At 63.6% G+C, this 231-nt stretch carries 1 protein-coding gene; it reads left to right on the top strand.

What is annotated here, in order from left to right:
• Positions 1-231: transposase (locus AB3X94_RS42365; protein ID WP_368614517.1), on the top strand; the 231-nt coding region annotated here is incomplete at both ends.

The raw sequence follows: 231 nt of genomic DNA on the forward strand, positions 1-231 counted from the left end.
TCACCGTGGAGCGGCATGTCCGTGGCAAGTGGGTGAGCAGACACTGCGAAACACGGATTCAGGCCGCGGTGCCTGCGCACGTCATCGACAAGGGCATTCCGACTGCGGGACAGCTGGCGTCAGTGCTGGTTGCCAAGGACGCTGACCACCTTCCCCTGTATCGTCAGGAGCAGATCTTTGCGCGAGCGGGCGTCGCGATACCGCGCTCGACATTGGGCGCATGGGTCGGTA

It is taken from the genome of Paraburkholderia sp. BR10923 (genome assembly GCF_040948765.1).
Lineage (GTDB): Bacteria > Pseudomonadota > Gammaproteobacteria > Burkholderiales > Burkholderiaceae > Paraburkholderia > Paraburkholderia youngii.